Raw genomic sequence first — 22,004 nt, 5'->3', positions numbered from 1 at the left:
TGGCAGGCTGTTGGCCAATTCAACGATGCTCTATCGCGAAGAGGAATGTCTCACGAAAAATGGTCGTTGCCATTTTCATGTTGCCATCCGCCGATGCCATCGATGTTGTGGATAAAATCCAGCAGGACCGGGTTTCGAGCCACTCTCTGCTGCGGATTGGGGTGAACCGTCAGGTTCTGCCGGCCATCTACGCAGCGGCGGCCCTGACGACAGGGCTGATATTCTCTGCTGCCAATCCATAGGCCACTATCGGCCTCAATCGTGCCTTCTGATCAAACCAAATGCCCGGATCGGAATTCGCATCGGCACCGAGCGGATCTGCGAAATTTCAGTTTGGTCCTTGTGCATTGGCTGCGGACACGTCGTATCCTGCGTGTGGCGACCGATATCTGGTCGATCAGCATTTGCCTGGGAGCAGAAATTGGCCAGACTCTATGACAGCCGCAGACGCATTCTCGTTACCGGGGGCGCAGGGTTTATCGGCTCGCATCTTATTGACCGCCTGTTGGAACGAGGCGACGAAATCTTGTGTGTCGACAACCTTTTCACCGGATCAAAGCGCAATATCGACCATTTGGCCAAGCATCCCCGCTTCGAATTCATGCGCCATGACGTGACCTTTCCGCTCTACGTCGAAGTCGATGAGATTTACAACCTGGCGTGTCCGGCCTCGCCTGTTCACTACCAGTACGACCCGGTTCAGACGATCAAGACCGCCGTGCACGGCGCCATCAATGTTCTTGGACTGGCAAAGCGGCTGAAATGCAAAGTCTTTCAGGCCTCCACCAGTGAGGTCTATGGTGACGCGTCTGTGCATCCGCAGCCCGAGAGTTACTGGGGCAATGTAAACCCGATCGGGCCGCGCTCATGCTACGATGAAGGCAAACGCTGCGCCGAAACGCTGTTCTTCGACTATCACCGACAACATGGCTTGTGGGTCAAGGTCGCGCGGATTTTCAATACGTTCGGGCCGCGCATGCACCCGGCAGACGGCAGGGTTGTCTCAAATTTCATCGTGCAGGCGCTTCGTGGTGAACCGATAACCATTTTCGGCGACGGCTCACAGACAAGGTCGTTTTGCTACGTCGACGACCTGGTGAGCGGCATGCTGCGCCTCATGGATACGGGGCCGGAGGTGACCGGTCCAGTAAACATCGGCAATCCAAGGGAAGTAACGATCAGGCGCTTGGCCGAACTGACGACGCAGATGACCGGATCAGGTTCGGATATAATTTACCGCGATCTTCCGCAAGACGATCCGCGGCACCGCCAGCCCGATATCACCCTTGCCAAAAGGCTTGTCGGCTGGGAGCCGACGGTGACTTTAGAAGCCGGGCTGCAACAGACGATCGACTATTTCAAAGCCCTGCTGCCGAAGGTTTCCACAAACTCGCCTTGACCCGGCACCGCAGTGCAACCGTCAAGTCTGACCGATCACCGTCGTGGTAGCGACGCCTTTTGCAGTCGACTCCGGTAGGCTTGAAGTTTTTCGAATTCTAATTATTTTAAGCTTGAAATTATTTTGAAGATCCATGGCGCTTCATCCGTCCGAGCCGGGACACCGGCATTTGGCGGAGAGCAGAAGGAGGAGGAAGATTTGCCGTTGTTCCGGAATAAAACTCCATGAACACAGCACGATTTTCCGAGAGTGTCACAGGCAAGATCGTCGATGGCGTTCTCATCGTCACGATCGAAAATCTGCCGGTCAACGCGCTGTCCCTCCATGTCAGGGCCGGACTGATGGCTGCGCTTGGGCGTGCGGCGTCGGATGAAGTGTCTGCCGTGGTGCTGACCGCCATTGGGCGCACCTTCATCGGTGGCGCCGATATCAAGGAATTCGGCAAGCCCGCTATCGGGCCCACACTGCCTGACGTGATCGAAGCGATGGAGAGCTTCGCCAAACCGATCGTCGCGGCAGTAGGCGGCGCGGCGCTCGGCGGCGGCTGCGAGATTGCGCTGGCCTGCCACTACCGGGTGGCCAGCAAGGCGGCCAGCTTCGGCCTGCCCGAGGTCAAGCTCGGGTTAGTGCCCGGGGCCGGCGGAACCCAACGCCTGCCCCGCCTCATCGGCACGGTCGCCGCAATTGACCTGATCGGCACGGGTCGGCCCGCAAATGCCGACGAAGCTCTCGCTCTCGGTCTGATCGATACCATTGCGGACGATCTTCCCGAAGGCGCGCTTGATGTCGCCCGCCGTCTCGTTGGCCAACCGCTGCGGCGCACGGGCGCGCTTTCCGTCCCGCGCTCGCAACCTGAGGCCGACGCGGCAGCCGCAAGAAAGGTGCTTTCCCGCAGCCGTGGACAGATCGCGCCTGCAGAAGCCGTGAGACTGGTCCGGGCCGCGTCCACGGCCAGACTTGAGGACGGTCTTGTGCACGAACGCGCGACCTTCCTGCGCCTCCGGGATTCTCGCGAGGCGGCAGCGTTGCGCCACGTCTTCTTTGCCGAGAGGCAAGCCAGCAAAGTCGACAGGCTGGAGGGTATCACGCCTCGCAAGGTCGAGACCGTCGGTATCGTCGGAACCGGCCTGATGGGTGCAGGCATCGCGGTCTCGGCCTTGAATGCCGGCTATCGCGTAATCGGCATCGAGCAGACCGACGACGCCGCGGCAAAAGGATACGAGCGTATCGCCGGGCTTCTCGACAAGTCGGTCCAATCCGGCCGACTCACCGATCATGCCCGCAGGGAGGCGCTGAGCCGGTTTGAAGCGGCCAGTGACGCCGGCAGGCTGGTGCAGGCCGATCTGGTCATCGAGGCAGTGTTCGACGATCTCGCGGTAAAAACCGAACTCTTCCGGAAGCTTGATCGTATCGTCCGCCCCGACGCCATACTGGCGACCAACACCAGCTACCTCAACCCCGACGAGATCGCCTCGGCAACCGCCCGGCCCGAACGGATCGCCGGCCTGCATTTTTTCTCCCCGGCCAACGTCATGCGGCTCACCGAAGTGGTGGATTGCGCGGCGACGGCGCCCGATGTGCTCGCCTCGGCTATCGCGTTCGTCAGGAAGCTCGGCAAGCTGCCTGTCGTGTGCGGCGTTACCGAGGGTTTCATCGGCAACCGCCTCTATTCGGCCTACCGCCGCGAGGCGGAGTTCATGGTGGAGGATGGCGCAGCACCGGAAGAGGTGGATGCCGCGCTGGAGGCCTGGGGCTTCCCGATGGGGATCTTCGCGGTCAACGACATGGCTGGGCTGGAGATAGCCTGGGCGCGGCGCAAGCGACAGGCAGCGATGCGCGATCCGCAAGCACGTTATGTCGAGATCGCCGACCGGCTGTGCGAGGCCGGCCGCTTCGGCCGCAAGACCGGGCGCGGCTGGTACGATTATTCCGACGGCGAGCGCAGGAGCGACCCGCAAGTGGCCGCGCTGATCGAGGCCGTTCGGGCGGCCAAGGACATCGTGCCGCGCCGCTTTTCGCCCGATGAGATCGTCACGCGCTTGCTGGCGGCAATGGCCGAAGAGGGCAAGGCCTTGCTTGCCGANCCGCTTTTCGCCCGATGAGATCGTCACGCGCTTGCTGGCGGCAATGGCCGAAGAGGGCAAGGCCTTGCTTGCCGAAGGCATCGCGGCGCGTGCCTCCGACATCGATCTGGTGATGATCAACGGCTATGGCTTCCCGGCCCACAAGGGCGGGCCGATGTTCCACGCCGGAGACATCTGACGGACAAGCTACGACAGCTTGGCTACGACGGCGCGCAACGCCTGGCCGAAACGCCTGACCTCGTCGACCGTGTTGTAATGGACCAGCGAGGCGCGGATGGCGCCGCTGTCCATCGACAGGTTGAGACGCTTCATCAACCGGGGCGCATACATATGGCCGTCGCGGATGCCGATCTGCATCTCAGCCATTTCCTCGACGATCCGCTGCGGCGACAGCCTGCCGATGTTGAAGCAGAAGGTCGGCACGCGCTCGTTGATGCGGGTCTCTTCCGAAACCCCGTAAATGGTCGCGCCGCAAGCTTTGAGCACCGCGAGCATCTCACGCGCCAGGAGCACTTCGTAGTCGCGGATAGCGCCCATGCCGGCAACGATGTTGTCGCGCCGCGAGCGGTTGTTGGAGGGCGCCAGATTGCGGCCGATCAGTTCCAGGTACTGCACCGCGGCATCCATGCCTGAGACGTTCTCGTAGATGAAGGTGCCGGCCTCGACCTTGTAAGGCGGCTCGTCGGGGATGAAATCCTCGCGGAAGGTCGGCAGCCGCTTCAGCGTTTCGAAGCGGCCCCACAGAAAGCCCATATGGGGCGAGAAATTCTTGTAGCCGGAGCAGACGAGATAATCACAGTCCCAGGCCTGCACGTCGATCAGCCCGTGCGGTCCGTAATGCACGCAGTCAAGGAACACTTCGGCGCCGGCCGCATGCGCGATCGCGGCCACCGAAGCGACGTCGACGATCGAGCCGATCGAATGCGCGGTCACCGTGCAGGCGACGAGACGGGTGCGATCGGAAACCAGCGGCTTGAGGTCGTCGACATGCAGGTTGCCGTCCTCGCGCATGCGCCACCATTTGAACTTGGCTCCGGCGGGCTCCAGCGCCAGCCACGTGGCGATGTTGGCGTCGTGGTCCATATCGGTGATGACGATCTCGTCGCGCTCTGTGTCCTTGGCCAGCATCTGGCCGATGCCGAGACTGACCAGGCGAATGAACGAGGTGGCGTTCATGCCGAAGCAGATTTCCGACGGACTGTAGGCGTTGATCAGCAAGGCCACGCTCGTCCGAGCATCCGCAACCGATTGGTCGACCGTGACCGAGCGCCCATAGCGACCACCACGCTGCACATTGTGCGAGACCAGGTGATTGGTCACCGCGTCGAGCACGCTCTGCGGGATCTGCGCGCCGGCGGCGTTGTCCATGAAGATGAAATCACCGGCGCGCTGCAAGGCCGGAAACATGGCGCGGATGGTGTCGACCGGAAAGCCGCCGGCGGCTTGGGAATTGCTCAACTGTATCTCCTGCGAATGGCTTGGGAAGCGGGACGGTTGATGAGGTCAGCGCGTCTTCTCGGTCTTGAAGCGGTCTTCGAGCAGGCTGACGAGGCGGACCATGGGCCAGAGGAAGATGAGATAGACCAAAGCGGCGCCGATCAGCGGCGAGGGATTGGCATAGAGCGATTGCGCGTTGGTCGCTTCCTTCAACAGTTCCGGCAGCGCAACGGTGGAAGCGAGCGACGTGTCCTTGAACATCGAGACGCAATTGCTGGTCATCGGCGGGATGACGACGCGGATCGCCTGCGGCAGCACCACCTTGCGCAAGGTCAAAAGGAAAGGCAGGCCGAGCGCCTGTGCTGCCTCGAATTGGCCTTTCGGAATGCTCTCAATGCCGGAGCGGAACACTTCTGCCGAATAGGCCGACATGATGATGGCGAACGCCGTCACGGCGGAGGCCCAGGACGACAGACGGATGCCGAGGAAGGGCAGCGCATAGTAGATCAGGATCAGCACCACCAGCACCGGCAGGGCGCGGAAGATGTCGGTGTAGCCGACCGCCAGCCAGCGCAGCGGCTTCGGCGCATAGAGCCGCAACAGGCTGATCCCCAGGCCGATGGGAATGCCGATGCCGATACTCAAAATGCCGAGCAGCAGCGTGTTCAGGAAGCCACGCAACAGCGCCGGCAGGCTGGACATGATCACGTCAGGATTGAAGAAGGTGTCGATCAGCGACATGGGAGCGTTCCCGAACCCCAGAGCAAAGGATGCTCAAGTTAAAACCAATCGACCTTGCCTCCGATGAGGCTATCCGTGTGGCAGCAGGCGCCGGAGCGTGAAATGAATCGTGCCGGCCTGGGAGCCGGCACGATTTAAGTGCATTGCCGGTCAGGCCTTGGGCAGCGGCATTACCTTGACCGTCGAGGAATCGGCTGGCGCGTCGCTGCCGAACCACTTCTTGTGGATCGCGGCCAGCGTTCCGTCCTTCTTCATCGCGGTCAGCGCGTCGTTCAGCTTGCCGAGCAGCGGATGGTCCTTGCTCATCATCAGACCGTACTGTTCGCCGGTCTTGATGCGCTGCTTGACCTTGAGGTCCTTCATCTTGGTGAAGGAGTATTCCATGCCCGGAATATCGCTGACGGCGGCGTCCACGCGGCCCGCGCTGAGGTCGAGCAGCAGGTTCTGCTGCGTGTCATAGCCCTTCACGTCGCTGTAGCCGTCAGCCTCCTGATGCGCCTTGACCCAGGTCTCGCCGGTCGAGCCTGAAAGCACGCCGACGATCTTGCCCTTGAGGTCGGCCTCGGTGTTAACAGCGCTATCGGTCTTCGTCGCAATGCCCATGTCGGAGTCATAATAGGGCTGGGTGAAGGACAGCGTTTTCAGTCGCTCCGGCGTGATGGTGATCGAGGAGATCGCGACATCGATGCGGTTGGAACTGACAGCCGCGAACAGCGCCTGGAAGCCGAGGTCGGCAATGTCGGTGGTCATGCCGGCACGCTTGGCCGCTTCGTTGACGATGTCGACTTCAAAGCCCTCGAACGTGCCGCTCTCGTTCTTGTATTCGAAGGGCGGATTGGTCGGGTAGGCGCCGACATTGAGCACATCGGCGGCAAAGGCGGTGGCCGGGCCGGCAGCGATGCCGATCGTGGCGGCGAGAAGAAGCAGGTTGCGACGAGTGAAGCTCATTTTGTGTTCCCTCTGGTTGTGATCGGGCGGGTTTGCTCCCGCACGGTTTGTTGCCGTCCCACCTCCCAGCGGGGCGTCAATTCATGGCGGCGACCATGCGCTCGAGCGCGGTCGCTATCTGGTCGCGTTCACGGCACACGCACATCCGCAGGAAGGCCGCTGCCGAATTTCCAAAGAGGTGGCCGGGAGCCAGCCCGACGCGCGCCGTCTCCAGTATCCTGGCGCAGGCCTGCCGGGCGTCGCTTTCGCCGTCCATGGCAAAGAAGGCATACATGCCTCCGCGCGGTTTCGTCGGCAGGATGATGCCGGGAATCTGGGCCAGCCTGTCATAGGCAAGGTCGAGGCCGGTTTTGATCCGCTGCCTGATCTCCTCGACCAGCGGCTCGCCTTGGCGGATGGCGGCGACAGCGCCTGCCTGGATAGGCGCGGCGGTGCCGCTGTTGATGTACTGCGTCATGGCGCCAAGCTGGTCGGCCACCCCCGACGGATGCGTCAGCCAGCCGATGCGCCAGCCGGTCATCGACCACGCCTTCGAAAAACTGTTGACCGACAGCACCCGGTCGCCATCCTCGGCGATCTGCAGGATGGAAGGAGCAACATTGCCGTCGAAATAGAGCCGGCCATAGACCTCGTCGGAGATGATCCAGATGCCGGTGCGCCGGCTGAAGTCGAGCAGCGCCTGCATCTCCTCGCGCGACGCGGTCCAGCCGGTCGGGTTGGACGGCGTCGACAGGAAGATCGCGCGTGTGCGCGCATCGCAAGTGGCGAACAGCCGGTCGAGATCGAGATGCCAGTCGCCCTTGAAGTCGAGCGAAAACGGCCTTGGCTCGCCGCCGATCAGATGGATGGCGTTGTGGATGTTGGGCCATTGCGGCGCGACATAGACTACGTTGCTGCCGGTATCGACCAGCAGTTCCAGCGCCAGGTACAGCGCCTGCATGCCGCCGGGCGTGACCGTGGTGCGCGCAATCGGGATCGTCCGGCCGTGAATGCGCGTTTGGTATTCCGACAGCGCCTCGTTCAGTAGGGGGTGCCCACGCATGTTAGGGACGTAGAACGTCTGGCCTTCATCGAAGGCGGCCTTCGCCGCGTCGCGGATGAAAGCGGGCGTCACCATGTCGCCTTCGCCGTACCAGAGCGCGATCACGTCGCCCAGTTCTCGGGCGCGCACGGCAAGGTTGGCAATGTTTTCGGTGTGCAGGTCACGGATCTGGGCACGTACGCCGTCGAAAGCATAACGCGCGCTGGACGATGACTGGGGCAGTATGAACGACAAGGACTGAAACCCCTCCCACCCGGAGCACCGCGACGGACTGCCCGGCAAGCCCCACCGGCACGACAGTCGCCATCGAGTTTGGATGCTATCCAATGTGCTGCGCTTTTCAAGGAAAAAGTTTTAAGCTTAAAAAGTTTTTGCCCGATCCCGCCCATCTACCGCAGCTCGGCGCGCGCAGCGGTGCAGTTGGCCGCAGCGCCGGCGCCAAGAAACATCGTATCGCTGGCCAGCACGAAGAAGCTCGCGCCGATAGCGGCCCACTGGCTGATCGTCTGTGGGCTGGCGCAAAATATACCCGATGTCCTGCCATGCGCGACGGTCGCGCGGATGATCCTTGTGATCGCCTCATTGAGCTTGTCCACGCCTTTCGGCCCGATCGCATCGATCGACACGGAGAGATCGCCGGGGCCGACGAAGACCACATCGATGCCGTCTATGGCCGCGATCGCCTCGATGTTGGCCAGTCCCTCCGATGTCTCGACCTGGACCGCGACGACCACCCTGTCATTGGCCGCGGCCAGATATTCGGGAATGCGATAGCCATAGCCGGCCGCGCGGCCAGGCCCGACGCCGCGCTCGCCCAGCGGCGGATAGCGCGAGGCTTTCACCGCCGCCTCGGCCTGAGCAGCGGTCGAGACGCGCGGCACGAGCACGCCTTGTGCGCCGCTGTCGAGCGCCGCTTGGATAGCTTCCGGCGCATGACCGGGAACACGCACCATGGCCGGCACGCGATGCACGTCGGCCGCGCGCACCATGGTTTCGATCGTGTCGCGCGCGATCTGGGCATGTTCCCAGTCGATGCAGACGAAGTCGAGGCCGGTGAGCGCCATCACTTCGACGGCGACGGGATGGGGAATAGCGGCGAAGGAGCCGACGAGATTGGTCTTGCCGATGCACTTCTGACGGAACGCGCTCATATCCATCCCCTTTTCCCCTCCAAATTCATATCCGCAATCGGCGGCGAGGCGAAGCTATTTCAGGCTTGAAATATTTTTGCGCGGGCCTAGCGTGTCGGTCTCCCGCCACGAGTTCCCATGATGATCAAAACGCATCCCCTGCACGGCTCGAACAAACTGAAGCTCGGCGTCTTTTCGACCAATGCCGATGGCGGTCTGGCCATCACCGATGTGCCGGAACGCTGGACGGCAAGCTGGCAGGACAATCTGACGGCGGCGCAGATCGCCGACCGCGCCGGGCTGGAATTTATGCTTCCGATCGCGCGCTGGCGTGGCTTTGGCGGCCGCAACAAGGTGCGCGAATGGTCGTTCGAGACCTTCACCTGGGCAGCAGCTCTGGCGGTGGCCACCGAGCAGATCGGCCTGTTCATGACCGTGCATGTGCCGCTGGTGCATCCGCTCTATGCCGCCAAGGCGCTGGCAACTGTCGACCATATCAGCCAGGGCCGCGCCGGCTTGAACATCGTCTGCGGCTGGAACCCGAAGGAATTCGGCATGTTCGGCACGCCTTTGGTCGAGAAGGGCTACGACCAGGCCGCCGAATGGATCGAAATCCTGGAAAAGCTCTACGCCTCGGACCAGCCTCTGGACTATGAAGGCACCTACTATCGCCTCAAGGAGGCGGTGAGCCGGCCGGCGAGCCTGCAGGTTCCACGCCCGGTGACCATGAACGCTGCTTTCGGTGGCCCGGGCCGGGATTTCGCCGCCGCCCGATGCGATTATCTGTTCACGACCTTTTCGGAAATGAGCGATGCCGGCAAGCATGTCGCCGACATCAGCGAGCGGGCCGACAAGGTTGGCCGCAACGTCGGCGTCTACACGGTGGCGCATGTCGTCTGCCGTCCAACCATGGAAGAGGCGCAGGCCTATTACACGCGCNACTGGAGTTCAGACGTGTGCTCTTCCGATCTGCTACCGGCAGCGTTTCGCCGGCGGCGCCGGCACCTACCCGCTGGTTGGAACGCCGGAGACGATTGCCGCCGAGATGGCGGCAATAGCCGGGCATGGCTACCAGGGCATCGCGCTGTCGTTCGTCAACTACACCCAGGAACTGCCCTATTTCTGCGACCACGTATTTCCGCTGCTGAAGCGGGCGGGGCTGCGCTGCTGATCAATCCGGGAATAACGAATTCGTTAATCCGGAATGACGGCGGTTGCCTGAATTTCGATCTTGGCGCGATCTTCCACCAGCGCCACCACCTGCATGGCGGCCATCGCTGGGAAATGCCGGCCGATCACCTCGCGATAGGCCTCGCCTATACCCTTGAGATTGCCGAGATATTCGGCCTTGTCGGTGAAATACCAGGTCATCGCGGTGATGTGCCGTGGCTCCGCGCCGGCTTCCGCCAGCACGGCGACGATGTTTTGCAGCGTCTGCCGCACCTGGCTGGCGAAATCGTCGGTCTCGAACTGGCACTGCCCGTTCCAGCCGACCTGTCCGCCCACGAAGACGAGCCTGCCGCGCGCAGCAATTCCGTTGGCGTAGCCGACCGGTTTCGCCCAGCCCTCCGGCTGCAGGATCTCGTGCATTTTCAAGCCTCCCCGGTATTCTTAAAGATCAATCTCAAATCAAATACATCGCCGTCCAGGCCGCGCCCATCACCTGCCGCGCGATCACCACCTTCTGCACGTCGGAAGCGCCCTCATAAATGCGCAGCGCGCGGATTTCGCGATACAGGCTCTCGACGATGTGACCTTTGCGGACGCCGTCGCCGCCATGCAGCTGCACAGCCTTGTCGATCACCTCTTGCGCCTTGTCGGTGGCGAACAGCTTGGCCATCGCCGCCTCGCGGGTTACACGCGCCGCGCCCATGTCCTTGGTCCAGGCAGCGCGGTAGACCAGCAGCGCCGCGGCATCGACGTCCAGCGCCATGTCGGCGATATGGCCTTGCACCATCTGCAGCTCTGCCATCGGAGCGCCGAAGAGTTTGCGCTCGGCCACCCTGCTGATGCTTTCTTCCAGCGCCCGGCGGGCAAAGCCGAGTGCCGCCGCGCCTACCGTCGAGCGGAACACGTCAAGCACCGACATGGCGATGCGGAAGCCGTCTCCCGGTTTGCCGATCAGCGCCGAAGCCGGCACCCGCACCTGATCGAAGGAAAGCCGCGCCAGCGGATGCGGCGCGATCACTTCAAGGCGCTCGGCGATGCCAAGCCCCTTGGTGTCGGTGGGTACGAGAAAGGCGGAAAGTCCCTTAGCGCCCGGCGCCTCGCCGGTGCGGGCAAAGACGACGTAGAGATCGGCGATGCCGCCATTGGAAATCCAGGTCTTCTCGCCGGTGAGGATATAGAAGTCGTCATTGCGGATCGCGGTCATTTCGGTGTTGGCGACATCCGACCCGGAGCGTGGCTCCGACAGCGCGAAGGCGGAAATCGTCTTGCCGGCCCTGGTCTTTGCCAGCCATTGCTGCTGGTCGGGTGTGCCGAACAGGCTGAGCGCGCCGGTGCCGAGCCCCTGCATGGCGAAGGCGAAGTCGGCCAACCCGTCATGGCGCGCCAGCGTCTCGCGCGTGATGCACAAGGTGCGGACATCAAGCGGTCCCGGATTGTCGGTATCGAGCGCCGTCGGCTTCAGCCAGCCGTCGCGGCCAAGTTTCGCCACTAGCTCGCGGCAGGCGGCATCGACGTCGTGGTGATCGACGGGAAGGTTTATCGCGCACCATGCTTCCAGCCTTTCGGCCAGTTCGCGGTGGCGATCTTCAAAGAACGGCCAGCTGAGGAAGCTCCTGTCTGCCATCAATTGCCCTCGAACACCGGTTTTTCCTTGGCCACGAAGGCCTTGTAGGCGCGCTCGAAGTCACGCGTCTGCATGCAGATCGCCTGCGCCTGCGCTTCTGCTTCGATCGCCTGGTCGAGGCCCATCGACCATTCCTGGTTGAGCTGTGTCTTGGTGATGCCGTGCGCGAAGGTCGGACCCGAGACGATGCGCGCCGCCATCTCGAGCGCGTCGGCCTCGAGCACTGCGGCATCGACCAGCCTGTTGTAGAAGCCCCAGCGCTCGCCTTCCGCCGCCGTCATCGTGCGGCCGGTGTAGAGCAATTCGGCGGCACGGCCCTGGCCGATGATGCGCGGCAGGATCGCGCACGCGCCCATATCGCAGCCGGCAAGCCCGACGCGGGTGAACAGGAAAGCGGTCTTGGCCTCCGGCGTGGCGATGCGGATGTCGGCGCTCATGGCGATGATGGCGCCGGCGCCGACCGCGACCCCGTCGACCGCCGCGATGATCGGCTTGCCGCAATTGAGCATCGCCTTGACGAAATCGCCGGTCATGCGGGTGAAGGCGAGCAATTCCTTCATGTCCATCTTGACCAAGGGGCCGATAATGTCGTGGACATCGCCGCCCGAGGAGAAATTGCCGCCATTGGGCAGGAACACCACGGCGTCGACGTCGTCGGCATAGACGAGATCGCGGAACGTGTCGCGCAGTTCCGCATAGCTGTCGAAGGTCAGCGGATTCTTGCGCTCCGGCCGGTCGAGCCGCACCCTGGCGATCCTGCCTTCGACTTCCCAAAGGAAGTGCTTCGGCTTGAGGCCGGCCATCGAACTCATTCGCGTCCCTCCCAGTTGCTGCGGAACGAGGTCAGCATGCCGGTCAGCCGGCGCGCATCCTCCTCGCTGACCTTGGCCAGCAATTCTCCGATCCAACCCTCATGCGCCGCGGCCATTGCGGCAAAAGATTTGGAACCCTCGTCGGTCAGTCGCACCATGGATGTGCGGCGATCGCCATTGCGGCGCGCGCGCGCGACCACCCCTTCCGAAACCAGCCGGTCGACAATGCCGGTGACATTGCCGTTGGATACCAGCAGGAAGCGCGACAGATCGCTCATCAGCATGCCTTCCGGCGCGCGGTAGAGGGCGGCCATGACGTCGAAACGCGGCAGTGTCGTATCGAATTCCTTCTTCAGGCGCTCGCGCAGCTCGGCCTCGATCGTGCGCGAGGCGCGCAGCAGCCTGATCCAGAGACGCAGCCGGTCCTTGCCGGGTCCCGACGGCGCGGGCAATGGGCCGGCTACCATGTTTCGCCTCCTGAGATCGAAATCGCTTGTCCGGTAATCGACGCAGCCGCATCGCCGCACAGCCAGAGCACCGCCGCGGCAACTTCCTGCGGCTGGATGAAACGGCCTTGCGGGTTGGTCGAGGCAAGGCTCGCACGCGCCTCGCCAGCCGAGCGGCCGGTCTTTTCGACAATGCGCTGAACGGATGCTTCGAGCATGTCGGTCTCGACGAAGCCCGGGCACACGGCGTTCACGGTCACGCCGGATTTCGCCGTCTCGGCCGCCAGTGCCCGCATCAGCCCGACGACGCCGTGCTTGGCCGCCACATAGGGTGCGACATAGGCGTAGCCTTTCAGTCCTGCCGTCGACGCGACGAAGACGATCCGGCCCGCCTTGCGCGCGGCCATGCCGGCCAGCGCCGGCTTCACCGTCAGGAAGGCGCCGGTCAAATTGACGTCGAGCGTCCGCTGCCAGTCGGCAAGCGAGGTCTTGTACGCCGGCGTGCTGCTGGCCATGCCGGCATTGGCGACGACGATGTCGAACGGGCCTCGCATGGCTTCCGCCTGAGAGTAGAGCGAAATTATCGCCGCCTCATTTGTAACATCGGCTGACATGGCGTGGATGCGGTCGTTCTCTCCAGCCACCTTGGCAAGCTCGGCCTCGCGCCGCCCGCATATGGTCACCTCGATACCGGCTTCGGCCAGCACGAGTGCGATGACCCGGCCGACGCCGGAGCCGCCGCCGGTGACCAAAGCATGTTTGCCTGAAATCGCCCAGGCCGTCGTCATACTTTCAGCCCCGCCGCCGCATCGCGCTCGGCCAGCCGGTAGATCTGGTCGCGTCCGGGCAGATAGGGATCCGGCCATTTGACACCACGATCACCGAGCGTCACGGCCGCATGCAGCGTCCAGTAGGGATCGGCGAGATGCGGCCGTGCCAGGGCCACCAGGTCGGCGCGGCCGGCCATCAGGATCGAATTGACATGATCCGGCTCGTAGATGTTGCCGACCGCCATCGTCGCCATGCCGACCTCGTTGCGGATGCGGTCCGAGAACGGCGTCTGGAACATTCGGCCATAGACAGGCTTGGCGGCAATCGAGGTCTGGCCTGCCGAGACGTCGCATATGTCGACGCCGGCTTCGTGCAGCATCCGCGCGATCTCCACCGCATCGGCCGGCGTCACACCCTCGATGCCGACCCAATCATTGGCCGAAATGCGCACCGAAATCGGCTTTCGCGCCGGCCAGGCGGCGCGCACCGCATGGAAGATTTCCAGGGGATAGCGCATGCGATTTTCCAGCGAACCGCTATACTCATCCGTGCGCTGGTTGGTGACCGGCGTGATGAAGGACGACAGCAAATAGCCATGCGCGGCATGGATCTCGAGCATGTCGAAACCGCAGCGATCTGCCATCTCGGTGGACGCGACGAACTGGTCACGCACCTCGTCCATGTCGGCGCGGTCCATGGCTTTCGGCACCTGATTCTCAGGCGACCATGCAATCGCCGAGGCCGCCATGACCGGCCAATTGCCCGAGGCGAGCGGCACGTCGGTGCCTTCCCACCCGACACGGGTCGAGCCCTTGGCCCCGGAATGGCCAATCTGGGCGCAGATTTTCGCCTCGGTCTCGGTGTGGACGAAATCGACCAGCCGCTTCCACGCCACCTCATGTTCGGACGCATAGAAGCCGGGACAACCGGGCGTGATGCGTCCTTCCGGGCTGACGCAGGTCATCTCGATATAGACAAGCCCGGCGCCGCCCTTGGCACGCTCGGCATAGTGGGCGAAATGCCAGTCGGTCGGGCAGCCATCGACTGCCTTGTACTGCGCCATCGGCGAAACGACGATGCGGTTGTTGAGCTGCATGTCGCGCAGTTTGAACGGCGCGAACATCGGTGCCCGGCGCTGCCTGTTGCCGCCTGCCCCTGCCTGGCGCTGGAACCATTCCTCGGCGCTTTCAAGCCATTTGGCATCGCGCAGCCGCAAATTCTCGTGGCTGATGCGTTGCGAGCGGGTCAGCAGCGAATAATTGAACTGCACCGGATCGAGGCCGAGATAGCGCTCGACCTCCTCGAACCACTCCAGCGAATTGCGCGCCGCCGACTGCAGCTTCAGCACCTCGGTGCGGCGCGCATCCTCATACTTGCGGAAGGCGGCGTCGAGGTCCGGTTCGGTTTTGACATATTCGGCCAGCGCCACCGCGCTTTCCAATGCGAGCTTGGTCCCGGAGCCGATCGAGAAATGTGCCGAGGCCGCCGCGTCGCCCATCAGAGCCAGGTTCTTGTAGGACCAGCGTTCGCACAGCACGCGCGGGAAATTGATCCAGGCCGAACCTCTGATGTGATTGGCATTGGTCATCAGCGCGTGGCCGCCGAGATGTTTCTCAAAGATGCGCTCGCAGACGGCGATGGATTCCTGCTGCGACATGGCGCCGAAGCCGAAGGCAGCCCAGGTCTGTTCGCTGCACTCGACAATGAAGGTCGCTGTCTCGCTGTCGAATTGATAGGCGTGCGCCCACACCCAGCCATGCTCGGTCTTCTCGAAGATGAAGGTGAAGGCGTCGTCGAATTTCTGGTTGGTGCCGAGCCAGACGAATTTGCATTTGCGGGTGTCGATGTCGGGCTTGAAGACTTCGACGAAGGTGTTGCGCGCCCTTGAGTTCAGCCCATCGGCGGCGACGACCAGATCATGCGTCGCCATATAGGGCTGAGGGTCGGCGATATCGCTCTCGAACATCAGCCTCACGCCAAGTTCGCGCGCGCGTCGCTGCAGCAGGACCAGAAGCCGCTTGCGGCCGATGCCACAGAAACCGTGGCCCGACGAGACCGTGCGCACGCCGTCATGGATGACGGCGATGTCGTCCCAATAGGCGAAATGCTTCTTGATCCAGACAGCGCTGACCGGGTCGTTTTTGGCAAGGTTGTCGAGTGTTTCGGCCGACAGCACGACGCCCCAGCCGAACGTATCGTCGGCGCGATTGCGCTCGAACACCGTGATCTCGTGGGCGGCGTCCCGCAGCTTCATTGAAATGGCAAAGTAGAGGCCGGCTGGTCCGCCACCGAGAACCGCAACCTTCATCCGTGCGATCTCCTCTTCGCTTGCTGCATATCAAGTATCGCGCCGGAGATAAAATATTTCAAGCTTAAAGTTTCATGTTGGAACGATTGCTGGACACGGGTGGCGCGCCTGCGGGCTGGCCCCGCAAGCGCGCTCTGGAAATCACTTGTCCGGGTTCTTCGGGCTCCACAGCACAGTCTCGGCACCCTTCTCATAGGCCATCCCATCGGGATAGCTGATCGCCTCCAGTTGCAATCCCCATGGCGCCTGGAAATAGAGGATGGTCTGGCCGGCCGCCGGACCTTCCTTGACCGGCAGCGGACCCATCCGCGTCTTCACCCCCTTGCCGTCGAGATAGGCTTTCGCCGCGGCGACATCATCGACATACATGGCAATGTGGAAGCCGCCGATATCGCTGTTCTTCGGAGTCAAATCCTTCTGGTCAGGCGCAGTGTACTTGAACAGCTCGATGTTCGATCCATAACCGCAACGCACCATGGTGACCTGCTCGATGACAGCCTTCGGATCGACGCCCAGAAGATCCTGCATGAAGGTGCCCTTGTCATCGGCGAACGGACCAAACGACATCGCCTTCTCGCAGCCGACGACTTCGGTGAAGAAGTCGACTGCCTGCTTCATGTCGGGCACCGTGATGCCGGTGTGGTCGTGGCCGCGCATGCCGGGGATCGCATCGGCCGAAGCCGTTCCCATCGAGCAGAACAGGATCGCGGCAAGCATCGTGCCGCGGGCTGCGTAATTCATATTACCCTCCGTTCGCGGGCTGATTTTGCCCTCATGCACGTCCGAAGCCCGCTGTTCGGCGTGGTGGGTGAACAGTCCTATGCCGGCGCTTTCGTTGCTGGCCGCAACCAGTCGGCGTCGATCTCAGGCAGTGGGATGGCGGCAAGCAGGTCGCGCGTGTAGGTCTCCCTGGGATTGTCGAACAGCGCATCGGTGGCGCTCGCCTCGACGATCCCGCCCTCGCGCATCACGATCACTTGTTGGCACAGCCGCCGGATGACCGACAGGTCGTGGCTGATGAAGGCGACCGTCAGCCCCATCTCCGCGGCCAGTCTCTCCAAAAGGGTGAGGATCTGCGCCTGCGTCGATACGTCGAGGCCGGAGACGATCTCGTCGGCCAGCACGAATTTCGGCGAAAGCGCCAACGCGCGCGCAATTCCGACGCGCTGGCGCTGCCCGCCCGACAGTTCATGACGATAGCGACTAGCGAAGCTTTGCGGCAGGCCGACGCGATGCAATGCCTCGGCGACGCGTTCCCTAAGCCTGTCGCCAAGCCCATTCTGCTTGAGCGGCGCGGCAATGATGCCGGCGATGGTGCGACGCGGGTTGAGCGACGACATCGGGTCCTGGAAGATCATCTGCAGGTCGCGGCGCAGAGGTCGCAGCTCTGCATCCGGCAGATGGGCGATATCGCGGCCCTCGAAATGGATGCTGCCGACGCTCGGCTCCAGAAGTCTGACAAGCGTGCGGCCGAGCGTCGATTTTCCGGACCCGGATTCACCGACGATGCCGGTCACCGAACCTCTCGGCAAATCGAAATCCAAGCCTCTCAAAATCTCGGCCAGCGGCGCGCGCCCGATCAGCGGCTTGCGGGTCATGTCGGGCAGCGCCACCTTCAGCCCGCGCACGGAAAACAGCGGCTCAACCATGCGGCCCTCTCCACGCCTGGTCGGAGGCGGCGATCTCCGCAGCGAGTCCTGCCAGCACCGTCTCATCCACCGGCTTCAGCGAGGCAAAGGGATCCGTGTAGCGCGGCGTAGCGGCCATCAATGCCCGCGTATAGGGATGCTCAGGCGCGGCGAAGAGAGCGGCTGTGTCAGCCTCTTCCACCACCTTGCCGGCGTAGAGCACAGACACTTGCTGGCTGATCTTTGCAACGACGCCGAGATCGTGGGTGACGAACAGGATCGCGGTGCCATGCTCGCGCTGCAGCTCGGCGATCAGTCGCAGGATCTGCTTTTGCACGGTAACGTCGAGCGCGGTTGTCGGCTCGTCGGCCACGATCAGCCGTGGCTCGGCGGCGAAGGCGGCGGCGATCAGCACACGCTGGCGCATGCCGCCGGACAGCTCGTGCGGATAGCATTTCAGCACCCGGTCGGGATCGCGGATCTGCACCTCATCCAACAATTGCCGGATACGCTTGTCCGCCTTGTCACCGTTCCAGCCGAGAATGCGCACCAGCCGGTCAGTCATCTGCGGACCGATGCGGCGCGACGGGTTGAGCGCAGTCAACGGATCTTGCGGGATCAGCGCCGTGCGAGCGCCGATCAGCGTGCGCCTTGCCTTGGGCTGCAGCCTGCCGAGGTCTTCGCCTTCGAGCTGCATGGCGCCTTCGACGATGCGCACGCTTGACGGCAGCACACCGAGCACCGCCTTGCCGATCATCGTCTTGCCGGCGCCGCTCTCGCCAACAAGAGCACGCACCTCACCCGGCTGCACGGAGAGCGACACCGACCGCAGCACGCGCTGGCCGTTCGGCAGCACGGCGCTCAGATTGGCAATATCCAGGCAAGCGCTCATCGCAGCACCGGATCGAAGCGTGTCTTCAGCGCCTCACCGAACTGGCTGAACGACAGCACGGTGAGGATCAGCGTGACAAGCGGAAACACCAGCACCCACCAGGCCTGATGGATCGACAGCCGGCCCTCGGCGATGATGCCGCCCCAGGTCGGATCGTCGGTCGAGATCGACAGATTGACGAAGGACAGGATGGCCTCGACGATGACGGCGATGCCCATCTCCAGCGACAGCAGTGCCACGATCGACGGCACCACATTGGGCAGCACCTCGCGCAGCATGATGCCGATGCGGCCATAGCCGGCGATGCGGGCGTTCTCGACATAGTCCATGCGCGACTGGCCCATCGCTTCGGCGCGGATCACCCGGCAAAAGCGCGTCCAGTCGATGATGGCGATGGCGAGGATGACGGAGCTGAGACCAGTGCCGAGCACCGCGACCAGCAGGATGGCGAACAGCACCGGAGGAAATGCCATCCAGACATCGACGATGCGTGAAATGATGCGGTCGGCCCAGCCGCCGAAATAGCCGGCGACCAATCCGAGCGTCGAGCCGACAAGGCAGGCGGCAATCGCCGCAGCGAAGGCGACGATGAAGGCGATTTGGCCGCCGAAGATAAGCCGCGACAAGAGGTCGCGGCCGAGGCTATCGGTGCCCAGCCAATAGCCGGGCTCGGCGCCATCGAGCCAGAAGGGCGGCAGCCGCTCCAGCATCAGATCCTGCGCCAGCGGGTCCTGCGGCGCCACCAGCGGCGCGAACATCGCCGCAAGAAGTACCAGCAGCAGCCAGCCGCCGGCCAGCCACAGCCTCAGGCCCAATCCGCGCCGGGCCATGCGTGCCTCACCCATGGCGCAGCCTCGGATTGAGCAGCGCATACATCATGTCGACTGCAAGATTGATCAGCACGAACAGCAGCGCGAACACCAGCACGATGCCTTGGATCAGCGGCAGGTCGCGGTTGATGACGGCATCGATCGCCATGTTGCCGAGCCCTTCGTAGGAAAACAGCCGCTCGACGATGACCGTGCCGCCGACAAGGAAGGTGAACTGGACGCCGACGAGAGTCAGTGTCGGCAAGGCAGCGTTCTTCAGCGCCTCGCGCAGGATAACCTGCGTTTCCGAAAACCCCTTCACCCGCGCCAGCACGACATAGTCGAGGTCAAGCACTTCCTTCAGCGACTGTTTCAGCAACTGCGCGATGATTGCCGCCAGCGGCAATGCCAAGGCTACTGCCGGCATCAGCATGTGTTTCAGCAGATCCCAGGTCAGGTCGAAGCGCAGCCGAAGCAAGCTCTCGAAGAAATAGAACTGGGTGACGAAGGGCAGATCGAGCTGCGGCGACACGCGGCCGGAGATATCGAAGATCGGCACCAGCACGCCAAACAAAAGGATCAGCACGAGGCCCCACAGGAAATCGGGAATGGAAAGGGCGGCGCCGCTGGCGATATCGATGCCGGCTTCGACCGCCGTGCCGCGCTCGCGGGCTCCGAGGATCGCCGTCGTGCCGCCGAGCCCAACCGCCATGACGAGCGCGATGATGGCAAGTTCCAGCGTTGCCGGCAAACGATTGAAGACAAGGCTGAGCACATCTTGCCTGAGCGAAATCGAGGTGCCAAAATCGCCCCTGACGACGCCGGACAGCCAGATGAAGAATTGCTGCACGATGGTCTTGTCGAGCCCGTAGAGTGCACGCAGCCGGTCGATGTCGGCATCTGTCGCACCGGGGGGCAGCATCATGGCGATCGGGTCACCAGGCGCGACGCGGATCACGACGAAGACGACGACAGCCACGCCGAACAGCGTGATCAGCATCGTCAGCAGACGGATCAGGAATCGTTGCAGGAGCATTCTGGTGTTGGCCCAGTGCGTTTCTAACGAAGAGCCCCCTCATTCGTCCGCTTCGCGGCCACCTTCTCCCCGAGGGGAGAAGAGGTCACGGACAGCTGAGCTGGTCTCTTCTCCCCAGCGGGGAGAAGGTGGCCCGAAGGGCCGGATGAGGGGGCCGCTCAGCGAAGGGTGGCGCCCACAAGCCGATATCAGGCAGGGGTCATCAGCGCCGGCAGCAGCGCGCCGGACACATGCTGCACCACGTTGACGCCCTTGGCATGCACGATAGGTTGCGCATACTGAATCAGCGGCAGCACATAGGCCTGCTCGGCGATATACTTGTCGACAGCCTTCCAGCCGGCGATGCGCTTGGCCTCGTCCTTCTCGCCCCAGAGCGGATTGATCATGTCGATCAGGTCCTGGCTGTCCCACACCGAGTGCGGGCTCGGCCCATACATGGCAAAACCCGTCGACGTCGTCGGGTCGCCGATGGCGTTGCCCCAATTGTAGAAGGCGGCCGGCGCCAGCTTGTCGGCGGCGCGCAGTTCATAGTGCTTGGCGATCTCGTAGACCTCGATCGTCGCCTCGATGCCGACCTTACGCCACATGCCGACGATCGCCTGGATCATCTCATAATCCTTGGGCTTGAAGCCCTTGGTCGTCTGGATGGTGAACTTGACCGGTTTTTCCGGCGAATAGCCGGAAGCCGCGAGCAGCTCCTTGGCCTTTTCCGGATTGTGCTCGACCTTGATCGAGGCGTCGAAGGCCGTGTACTCCGGGGTCTCCAGCGTAGCGATCGGTTGGCCATAGCCGCGCAGCAGCCGCTTGACCAGAAGCTCCTTGTCCACAGCCATGACGGCGGCCTGGCGGACGTTCTTGTCCAGCATCGCTTCGATGTCGTTGAAGAAGATCATGCCGATGTCGGAAACGGGCTTGCACGAGCCGGCAAGCCCGTCCTTGGCGATCAGCCGGTCATACTCTTCATAGGGGACCTCCAGCGTCACCTGCGAGGAACCGGATTCGATTTCGGCAACGCGGCTCGCCGCATCAGTGACGAACTTGATCGTCACATTCTCGAAGGCCGGCTTGTCGCCCCAATAGTGCGGGTTGGCCTTCAGTCGGAGGAAAGCATTTCGCTCGAATTTTTCCACCATGTAAGGGCCGGTGCCGATCGGCGCCTTCTCGAAACCTTCGGCGCCGACCTTCTCATAATAGGCCTTCGGCAGGATGTAGCCGGTCAGGAACGACATCCATTTAAAGTAGACCGGATCGAACTGCACGACGTCGCCGGTGATCTTGTTGCCGTCGATCTTGAAATTGTTGACGTTCTTCCAGACGAACTGGATCGGATTGCCGGTCTTTTCGTCGCCCGCCCGCTGCAGCGACCAGACCACGTCCTCGGGCGTGAAGGGCGAGCCGTCATGCCAGGTCACGCCTTCGCGCACCGTCATCGTCACCTTGGTGCGATCCTCGTTCCAGCCCCATTCGGTGAGCAGGCCAGGCGCAAAGGACAGGTCCGGCTTTTGCGGAATGAACTGGTCGAACACTGACTGGTAGAGGCCCTGGATCGTCGGGTTGACGGCCGAGGGTCCGGTGGTCGGATCCCAGGACGGCAGGTTGACGTTATAGGCGATGGTCAGCTCGCCCGCTGCCGCCTTGGCGATCTCAGGCAGGCCGATCGCCGCCACCCCAAGTGCCGCGGCACTGTATCCCAGCAATTCTCGTCTGTTGATTGTCATGGTCGTTCC

The 22,004-nt window shown here is 62.9% G+C and carries 20 protein-coding genes; 3 read left to right on the top strand and 17 right to left on the bottom strand.

The window, feature by feature from the left end:
* Nucleotides 1–59: 59 nt before the first annotated feature.
* From X771_RS1000000168705 to X771_RS01000000164720, 3 genes are all read left to right on the top strand, one after another.
* Nucleotides 60–242 carry a hypothetical protein gene (locus X771_RS1000000168705; RefSeq protein WP_023667816.1) on the top strand — a complete coding sequence of 61 codons (183 nt, stop codon included), beginning with the start codon at nt 60–62 and terminating at the stop codon, nt 240–242.
* A gap of 179 nt (nt 243–421) precedes the next feature.
* Nucleotides 422–1,399, top strand: coding sequence for a UDP-glucuronic acid decarboxylase family protein (locus tag X771_RS159285; RefSeq protein WP_023667815.1), 978 nt, complete (start codon nt 422–424; stop codon nt 1,397–1,399).
* A 224-nt stretch (nt 1,400–1,623) separates the two neighbouring features.
* Nucleotides 1,624–3,501: a 3-hydroxyacyl-CoA dehydrogenase NAD-binding domain-containing protein gene (locus X771_RS01000000164720; RefSeq protein ID WP_348625467.1), complete on the top strand. Its 1,878-nt coding sequence runs from the start codon at nt 1,624–1,626 to the stop codon at nt 3,499–3,501.
* Between the two features lie 168 nt (nt 3,502–3,669).
* On the opposite strand, the gene X771_RS159290 is transcribed toward X771_RS01000000164720, so the two are convergent.
* The 17 genes from X771_RS159290 to X771_RS159370 form a co-directional block, all read right to left on the bottom strand.
* Entirely contained in the window at nt 3,670–4,941 is a 1,272-nt protein-coding gene (locus X771_RS159290) for a cysteine desulfurase-like protein (protein WP_023686925.1), read from the bottom strand.
* A gap of 45 nt (nt 4,942–4,986) precedes the next feature.
* The gene (locus X771_RS159295; RefSeq protein WP_023667812.1) at nt 4,987–5,661 is read right to left on the bottom strand and encodes an amino acid ABC transporter permease; all 675 of its coding nucleotides are present in this window, start codon (nt 5,659–5,661) and stop codon (nt 4,987–4,989) included.
* A 150-nt stretch (nt 5,662–5,811) separates the two neighbouring features.
* Nucleotides 5,812–6,609 (bottom strand): ABC transporter substrate-binding protein, encoded by a 798-nt coding sequence (locus X771_RS159300; protein WP_023686924.1) that lies wholly within the window; start codon nt 6,607–6,609, stop codon nt 5,812–5,814.
* Nucleotides 6,610–6,685: 76 nt separating this feature from the next.
* Nucleotides 6,686–7,885, bottom strand: a complete 1,200-nt coding sequence (locus X771_RS159305; RefSeq protein ID WP_023686923.1) for a pyridoxal phosphate-dependent aminotransferase — start codon at nt 7,883–7,885, stop codon at nt 6,686–6,688.
* Nucleotides 7,886–8,040: 155 nt separating this feature from the next.
* Complete coding sequence (locus X771_RS159310; RefSeq protein ID WP_023686922.1) at nt 8,041–8,802, bottom strand: HpcH/HpaI aldolase/citrate lyase family protein; 762 nt, start codon at nt 8,800–8,802, stop codon at nt 8,041–8,043.
* Nucleotides 8,803–9,975: 1,173 nt separating this feature from the next.
* On the bottom strand, nt 9,976–10,371 hold the full coding sequence (locus tag X771_RS159315; protein ID WP_023686920.1) for a RidA family protein: 396 nt from the start codon (nt 10,369–10,371) through the stop codon (nt 9,976–9,978).
* A gap of 34 nt (nt 10,372–10,405) precedes the next feature.
* Nucleotides 10,406–11,575 (bottom strand): acyl-CoA dehydrogenase family protein, encoded by a 1,170-nt coding sequence (locus X771_RS159320; protein WP_023686919.1) that lies wholly within the window; start codon nt 11,573–11,575, stop codon nt 10,406–10,408.
* Complete coding sequence (locus X771_RS159325) at nt 11,575–12,387, bottom strand: enoyl-CoA hydratase family protein (protein ID WP_023686918.1); 813 nt, start codon at nt 12,385–12,387, stop codon at nt 11,575–11,577. Before X771_RS159325 ends, X771_RS159320 begins: the two co-directional genes overlap by 1 nt.
* Nucleotides 12,384–12,854 (bottom strand): MarR family transcriptional regulator, encoded by a 471-nt coding sequence (locus X771_RS159330; RefSeq protein ID WP_023667803.1) that lies wholly within the window; start codon nt 12,852–12,854, stop codon nt 12,384–12,386. The genes X771_RS159325 and X771_RS159330 overlap by 4 nt, the downstream gene beginning before the upstream one ends.
* Nucleotides 12,848–13,621, bottom strand: a complete 774-nt coding sequence (locus X771_RS159335) for an SDR family NAD(P)-dependent oxidoreductase (RefSeq protein ID WP_023686917.1) — start codon at nt 13,619–13,621, stop codon at nt 12,848–12,850. The genes X771_RS159330 and X771_RS159335 overlap by 7 nt, the downstream gene beginning before the upstream one ends.
* Entirely contained in the window at nt 13,618–15,912 is a 2,295-nt protein-coding gene (locus tag X771_RS159340; protein WP_023686916.1) for a bifunctional salicylyl-CoA 5-hydroxylase/oxidoreductase, read from the bottom strand. Before X771_RS159340 ends, X771_RS159335 begins: the two co-directional genes overlap by 4 nt.
* Before the next feature lie 141 nt (nt 15,913–16,053).
* Entirely contained in the window at nt 16,054–16,653 is a 600-nt protein-coding gene (locus X771_RS159345) for a VOC family protein (protein ID WP_023667800.1), read from the bottom strand.
* Nucleotides 16,654–16,730: 77 nt separating this feature from the next.
* A complete protein-coding gene (locus X771_RS159350; protein WP_023686915.1) occupies nt 16,731–17,561 on the bottom strand; it encodes an ATP-binding cassette domain-containing protein in 831 nt (276 codons plus the stop codon).
* Entirely contained in the window at nt 17,554–18,432 is an 879-nt protein-coding gene (locus tag X771_RS159355; RefSeq protein ID WP_023686914.1) for an ABC transporter ATP-binding protein, read from the bottom strand. The genes X771_RS159350 and X771_RS159355 overlap by 8 nt, the downstream gene beginning before the upstream one ends.
* A complete protein-coding gene (locus X771_RS159360; RefSeq protein ID WP_023667797.1) occupies nt 18,429–19,277 on the bottom strand; it encodes an ABC transporter permease in 849 nt (282 codons plus the stop codon). Before X771_RS159360 ends, X771_RS159355 begins: the two co-directional genes overlap by 4 nt.
* Nucleotides 19,270–20,277, bottom strand: a complete 1,008-nt coding sequence (locus X771_RS159365) for an ABC transporter permease (protein WP_023667796.1) — start codon at nt 20,275–20,277, stop codon at nt 19,270–19,272. The genes X771_RS159360 and X771_RS159365 overlap by 8 nt, the downstream gene beginning before the upstream one ends.
* A 188-nt stretch (nt 20,278–20,465) precedes the next feature.
* Nucleotides 20,466–21,995 carry an ABC transporter substrate-binding protein gene (locus tag X771_RS159370; RefSeq protein ID WP_023686913.1) on the bottom strand — a complete coding sequence of 510 codons (1,530 nt, stop codon included), beginning with the start codon at nt 21,993–21,995 and terminating at the stop codon, nt 20,466–20,468.
* Nucleotides 21,996–22,004: the final 9 nt, after the last annotated feature.

This window comes from Mesorhizobium sp. LSJC269B00 (genome assembly GCF_000502815.1).
GTDB lineage: Bacteria > Pseudomonadota > Alphaproteobacteria > Rhizobiales > Rhizobiaceae > Mesorhizobium.
The sequence above is the reverse complement of the archived record's forward strand: the minus strand, read 5'-3'. Positions and strand labels throughout refer to the sequence as shown.